This window comes from Brevundimonas sp., from assembly GCF_032107865.1.
In the GTDB taxonomy this organism is placed as follows: Bacteria; Pseudomonadota; Alphaproteobacteria; order Caulobacterales; family Caulobacteraceae; genus Brevundimonas.
This window is the reverse complement of record NZ_DAMCNG010000218.1, coordinates 1-4,221: the sequence shown is the minus strand read 5'-3', so window position 1 is coordinate 4,221 and position 4,221 is coordinate 1. Positions and strand designations below refer to the sequence as shown.

Genomic DNA, 4,221 nt, shown 5'->3' with positions numbered 1-4,221 from the left:
GCCCACGCCGGACAGGCGGCCCCCGCCCCCGCCGTCGCCCCCATCCCCCGCGCCGAGGGCGCCGGACCGCCGCTGTGGGTGATCAAGGACGCGGACTCCACCGTCTACCTGTTCGGCACGATCCATCTGCTGCGCCCCGGCACGGCCTGGGGGTCGGACAAGGTGGACGCCGCCTTCGCCAGCGCCTCGGACATCTGGGTCGAGATCGCCGATCAGGACGATCAGGCCGTGGTCATGCCGGTGATCCAGCAGCACGGCGTCGATCCGTCCCGCCCCCTGTCGTCGGTCCTGTCGGCCGAGGACTTCGCCGCCTTCGACAAGGTCGCCCAGGCGAACGGCGCCAGCGCGGCCGCCCTGGATCCCTACCGTCCCTGGCTGGCGGCCTTCATGATCTCCATGTCGGGCCCGACCAATGCAGGCTATCGACCCGATGCGGGCGTCGACAAGACGCTGATGGATCGCGCCCGGTCGCAGGGCAAGGCGCTGCACGGCTTCGAGACCGCCGACATCCAGGTGCGCCTGATCGCGGGCATGAGCGAAGAGGCCCAGGTGGCCTATCTGAACCACTTTGTCCGCAACACCGACCGCATCGTCGCCAATCTGGATGAAACCGTCGCCGCCTGGCTGAAGGGCGACATCGCCGAAACGGGTCGTCTGAACCGCGCCAACACCCGCGACGTGCATGAAGACGTCCACCGCGCCGCGCTGATCGACCGCAACAGCGACTGGACCCGCCAAATCGAGGCGATGATGAAGGGATCGGGCACGGCCTTCGTCGCCGTCGGCGCCGCTCACCTGATGGATCAGGACAGCGTCATCGACATGCTGACCGCGCGCGGGTTCACGGTCGAGCGGCTATAGGGCGCGCCTCGATGCCCCATGAAAGCCCGGCGGAAACGCCGGGCCTTTTCGCTTGCGCGTCTGGAACATTCCAGCAACATCGCGCCATGACCGAATCCGAAAAGACTGAAGGGCGCTGCGGCTGGTGCGGGACGACGGACCCGCTCTACATCGCCTATCACGACACCGAATGGGGCGTGCCCGAGTACGACGCCCGCGCCCTGTGGGAGAAACTGGTGCTGGACGGCTTCCAGGCCGGGCTGGCCTGGATCACCATCCTGAGAAAGCGCGAGGGGATACGCGACGCCTTCGACGGCTTCGATCCCGAGATCGTCGCCCGCTACGGCGAGGCGGACCGCGCGCGCCTGCTAGCCGATCCGCGCATCATCCGCTCGGGCGCCAAGATCGACGCGGCCGTCAACGGCGCCCGCATCTGGCTGGACATGCGCGACAACGGCGAGGACTTCTCGGCCTGGCTGTGGTCCTTCGTCGGCGGACAGCCGCTGGTGAACCAGTGGGAGCATTTCCGCGAGGCCCCGACCCAGACCACCGAAAGCGTCGCCATGGCCAAGGCCCTGAAGGCGCGCGGCTTCAAATTCTGCGGCCCGGTCATCACCTACGCCTTCATGCAGGCGGTCGGCATGGTCAACGACCACCAGATGACGTGTTTTCGGCATGGGGAGGTGGGAGCGGCGGATACCGCCAACGTCTGATTTCAGGGCACTCCAGATTGTCCGCTTTCGACCCATTGCGGACCTTCACCGCGAAACGTCAGATATCGGGCGGGGCCTCGGCTCAGCTTTCGGATGGGAAATTGTCATCATGATGAACGTCAACGGGCTGGTTCACTCACGCCATCGATATACGTGGGCTTTGGTCGCTACAGCGGTCTTTAGTATCCTGTCCCGCATGCTGGCGATCGGGCTGCTGTCTATTTTCACACCACTCGGAGTATTGGTGGTGGGCTTAATCTTCTTGGGACTTTGGACCTCGGTCTGGCTTAGGTCGAGACGACGCGGACCCGTTCCATCTTTGGTGGCCCTTTCAACTTTGGCCCTCGTCGCTGTCGGGCCAGTCGCAGACGCATCGACTAATTGGTGTGCTATCGTCGGCAAATGCGACTTCTAAGGCTGGTCAGGTCTCCAGACCCGAGCAGATGACGGCTCGCCATCACCGCCCATACGGCCCACGCGGCAATGCCGCCCGCTAAAGTTATGGCCGCGCCCGCGACGATGCGATTACACCTGCTGCGCGCCTCACGATTATGTCCCAACGCCCTCGACCATCGTGCAGTCTACTTTCGATCCGGCATGCATCTAAGCGTCAGAAGTGCAGCCCCGGCGACAAGGCCCACAAACGCGCCCAGACCCACGAAGGTCGAAACCTCCAAAATCCCCGGTGCGAGTTGCTTGGCCGTCACGTCAAACGGCAAGCGCTGGATGGTTAGCGCCATGTGGAAGCTGTTCATGGCTCCAACCAGCAAGCCCACCGTCGGTCCACCGATCAGGACGATCGAGATGACCCGTTTCCATTGCCCGGATTTCGTCTCATCCCGCAACGCCAACAGAATGGAGAAAAAAACGACAGGAACCGCCGCAAGCAGGGCGATCAGGACGACCTTCTGCGGAACCGCTGCATTGGAAAATATGCTCTGAAAGCCCGTCTCGACCATCGCAGCATTCCTTCGAGTTCCGCTGAGGGCAAAGACTGACCACGAAAAGCGTTGCTGTGGAAGCGGGCTGAAATGATGCGACCCGGTCCGTCAGCGGATCACAGCACGCCCAGCACCGCCTCGACCGGCCGGCCGATCGCCGCGCCCTTGGGCGTCTCGACGATGGGGCGTTCGACCAGGACCGGGCTCTCGATCATGGCCGCCAGAACCATTGCGTCGTCCGCGTCGGCGGCCAGCAGTTCGGCGGCCTTGGCCTCCTTCTTGCGCAGCAGGCCCTTCAGCCCGCCGCCCGTCTCGCGCGCCAAGCGGTTCAGCGTCTCGGCGTCCCAGCCCGTCTTCAGATACTCGACCACCGCCGGCTCGATTCCGCGTTCGCGCAGCAGCTCCAGCGCCTTGCGCGAGGTCGAGCACTTCGGGTTGTGGTAAAGGGTGACGGTCATGGCCAAGCTCCTGTCTACGCCTTCACCTAGGCCTTGAGGCCGCCGTGCGCCAGCTTCGCCGCCCCGCGCAGGCCGCCGATGTGCAGCAGCAGGCACAGCACCATGGCCGCCGCCGCCAAGGCGATGCTCCAGCCCGGCAGGCCCGGCGCCGCCATCGGCGCACCGACCATCAGGCCGACGGACAGGGCGCTCAACTCATAAAGGGCCCAGGCCAGGCCGAACACGGGCAGGATGCGGTTGGGCTTGCGCTGCTGCATCCAGCCCAGCACGGCGGCGAACCCCGCAAAGAAGATCATGAAGCCTGTGGTGGCGCCGCGCACGTCCTGATGCGCCGCATCGCCCTGGAACCAGACCAGCCCCGCCTGCATCAGGCCCACAGCCGCCCAGATCCAGAAGGCGACGGCGCTGCCTCGCGCCAACGCCGTCGCCGTCTCGGTCGAATCGACCGGAGCGAACGGTTGAGGCGGTGCGATCCGACGGTTCATGCGCGACTCCCTGACTGAGGCGGCGAAACTATCCTGCTCAAGGCCGAAATCCCAAGTGCGTGAGAGAGATATCGCCCCGCCTTCACCTTTGACGTCCGCCCGTCTAGGGTCGCCGCCATGCGGATCGAACCTCAAGATCAGGCCGTGCTCGATCACGTCGCGGCCCGTGGCGACGCCATTGTTCAGCGCGCCGTCGACTGGTCCAACATCAACTCAGGCAGCCGCCACGCCGAAGGGCTGGCGCGGGTTCTCGATGTTCTGGACGCTACGGCGCGCGCCGCCTTCACCCAGGCGACGGTCGTGCGCGTGCCGACCCAAGGCTCCACCACCGTCGCCGACAGCGGCGCGGTGATCGCCGAAAGCTACGCCGACTGCCTGAAGATCACCGCCCGGCCCGAAGCCCCGCTTCAGGTCGTGTTGACCGGCCATTACGACACTGTCTTCCCCGCCGACAGCGCCTTCCAGACCGTCGTCACCCGCGACGACGGCGCCCTGAACGGCCCCGGCATCGCCGACATGAAGGGCGGCATCAGCGTCATGCTGGCCGCGTTGGAAGCCTTCGAGACCCATCCCGACAAGGCCCGCGTCGGCTGGACCGTGCTGCTGTCTCCCGATGAAGAGATCGGCTCGCCCGCCTCGGCGCCCCTGCTGGCGGAACTGGGCGCGCGCGGCCATGTCGGCCTGACCTATGAGCCCGCCCTGTCGGACGGCACGCTGGCGGGCGAGCGTAAGGGCAGCGGCAACTTCCACCTGATCGTCACCGGCAAGGCCGCCCACGCGGGCC

At 66.0% G+C, this 4,221-nt stretch carries 6 protein-coding genes; 3 read left to right on the top strand and 3 right to left on the bottom strand.

The window, feature by feature from the left end; all coding sequences use genetic code 11:
- Both RT567_RS14135 and RT567_RS14130 read left to right on the top strand, forming a co-directional pair.
- On the top strand, positions 1–861 hold an 861-nt coding region (locus RT567_RS14135; protein ID WP_313576913.1), incomplete at its 5' end, for a TraB/GumN family protein.
- 86 nt (positions 862–947) lie between these two features.
- The gene (locus tag RT567_RS14130; RefSeq protein ID WP_313576912.1) at positions 948–1,553 is read left to right on the top strand and encodes a DNA-3-methyladenine glycosylase I; all 606 of its coding nucleotides are present in this window, start codon (positions 948–950) and stop codon (positions 1,551–1,553) included.
- A gap of 581 nt (positions 1,554–2,134) precedes the next feature.
- On the opposite strand, the gene RT567_RS14125 is transcribed toward RT567_RS14130, so the two are convergent.
- The 3 genes from RT567_RS14125 to RT567_RS14115 all read right to left on the bottom strand — a co-directional run bounded on the left by RT567_RS14125 (position 2,135) and on the right by RT567_RS14115 (position 3,437).
- Complete coding sequence (locus tag RT567_RS14125; protein WP_313576911.1) at positions 2,135–2,512, bottom strand: hypothetical protein; 378 nt, start codon at positions 2,510–2,512, stop codon at positions 2,135–2,137.
- A 98-nt stretch (positions 2,513–2,610) separates the two neighbouring features.
- The gene (locus RT567_RS14120; protein WP_313576910.1) at positions 2,611–2,952 is read right to left on the bottom strand and encodes an ArsC/Spx/MgsR family protein; all 342 of its coding nucleotides are present in this window, start codon (positions 2,950–2,952) and stop codon (positions 2,611–2,613) included.
- A 26-nt stretch (positions 2,953–2,978) separates the two neighbouring features.
- On the bottom strand, positions 2,979–3,437 hold the full coding sequence (locus RT567_RS14115; protein WP_313576909.1) for a hypothetical protein: 459 nt from the start codon (positions 3,435–3,437) through the stop codon (positions 2,979–2,981).
- Positions 3,438–3,554: 117 nt separating this feature from the next.
- On the opposite strand from RT567_RS14115, the gene RT567_RS14110 reads away from it, so the two are divergent.
- A partial coding sequence (locus RT567_RS14110) for a M20/M25/M40 family metallo-hydrolase (protein WP_313576908.1) occupies positions 3,555–4,221 on the top strand: 667 nt, incomplete at its 3' end.

Bases quoted from the DNA above. Each gene is read 5' to 3' on its own strand.
- RT567_RS14130 (WP_313576912.1), top strand. From the start codon at position 948: ATGACCGAATCCGAAAAGACTGAAGGGCGCTGCGGCTGGTGCGGGACG.
- RT567_RS14115 (WP_313576909.1), bottom strand. From the start codon at position 3,437: ATGAACCGTCGGATCGCACCGCCTCAACCGTTCGCTCCGGTCGATTCG.
- RT567_RS14125 (WP_313576911.1), bottom strand. From the start codon at position 2,512: ATGGTCGAGACGGGCTTTCAGAGCATATTTTCCAATGCAGCGGTTCCG.
- RT567_RS14120 (WP_313576910.1), bottom strand. From the start codon at position 2,952: ATGACCGTCACCCTTTACCACAACCCGAAGTGCTCGACCTCGCGCAAG.